Below are 1,448 nucleotides of genomic sequence, written 5' to 3' on the forward strand. Positions count from 1 at the left end.
CAGGCGCAGGCAGTTGGTCGTCTCACGGCGCAATTGAGCACCTCCCCTATGAAGCAACCGAGCTTCGTGTCCTTCCCCAGGCGGTTTTCGAGGACGCCCGTCATCTCTTCGCGCACGCGGCGCCGACGGCCTGAATGCGTTGGCTATAGATCCCATTGCCTGACGCGCTCGCTTCATCAGGGCGCTCCCCGATTACGAGGTGAGCCGGCGATGTCGGCATCACCCGACGAGCTTTGAAGTCCTCAAGCCTGCTCGGAAAGCTTGGCTACGGCTGACATAGGCACGGTTCGCTTCGCCTGCGGACATTGCAAGGTGTGCATCGTTAGATGGCACTTTCGAGAGCCCTCTGCTCACAACAGCAGTTGACAAGGCGACCTCGCATCGGCCAACCTGCGCATCTCACCAGGGGAGTCCCGGCAAGGGGCTGAGATACTGCTATAGCGCGCAGTGACCCGTTGAACCTGATCCAGTTCATACTGGCGTAGGGATGGTGCGAGGTTTCGCGGGTCGGCAATCCGGCTTCGGCATTCGGGCAATTCCCGTCTTCCCCAGGCGAAGCTTCACTTCCTCCTCATCGCGTGGACTGGGTCTCCGTTGCATCAGAGCAAGGAGGCTCACGCATGAATGCCAACACTCCAACGGTCACGGTCGGCGAATTGCCCGCCTCGCGGAAGGTCCACAAGCCAGGCCAGATTCACCACGACCTGCGGGTGCCGATGCGCGAGATCTCGGTCCATCCGAGTGCCGGCGAGCCGCCTGTCACGGTTTATGATTCGTCCGGCCCCTACACCGACGCTGCCGTCAAAATCGATATCGAGCGCGGCCTGCCGCGGCTGCGTGAGACATGGATCGAGGCACGCGGCGACGCGGAGCGCTACGCGGGCCGCATGGTCATGCCCGAGGACAACGGCTTCGTTTCGCCCGATCGCCAAACACCCGAGTTCCCGGTGCGCAATAGGCCGCTGAAGGCGACGGACGGCCGCGCCGTCACCCAGCTTGCCTATGCCCGCGCCGGTATTGTCACGCCCGAAATGGAGTTCGTCGCCATCCGCGAAAACCTCGGACGCGAGAAGCTGAAGCGTAAGCTCCAACGCGACGGCGAGAGTTTTGGGGCGGCCATTCCGGACTACGTCACGCCCGAATTCGTGCGCGACGAGGTGGCACGCGGGCGGGCCATCATCCCGGCCAACATCAACCACCCGGAAAGCGAGCCGATGATCATCGGCCGCAACTTCCTCACCAAGATCAACGCCAATATCGGCAATTCCGCCGTCACCTCTTCGATGGCGGAAGAGGTCGAAAAAATGGTCTGGGCGATCCGCTGGGGCGCCGACACGGTGATGGACCTCTCCACCGGCCGCAACATCCACAACATCCGCGAATGGATTATTCGCAATGCGCCGGTGCCGATCGGTACGGTGCCGATCTACCAGGCGCTGGAGAAGGTC

At 62.5% G+C, this 1,448-nt stretch carries 1 protein-coding gene and 1 riboswitch; the gene reads left to right on the forward strand.

The features are described 5' to 3' along the window. Positions 1 to 394 precede the first annotated feature (394 nt). A riboswitch (TPP riboswitch) is annotated at positions 395 to 506 on the forward strand. Positions 507 to 620: 114 nt separating this feature from the next. Next, on the forward strand, positions 621 to 1,448 hold an 828-nt coding region (locus tag ACWTU8_RS31600), incomplete at its 3' end, for a phosphomethylpyrimidine synthase ThiC (RefSeq protein WP_455851223.1).

It is taken from the genome of Mesorhizobium sp. BHbdii (assembly GCF_053848045.1).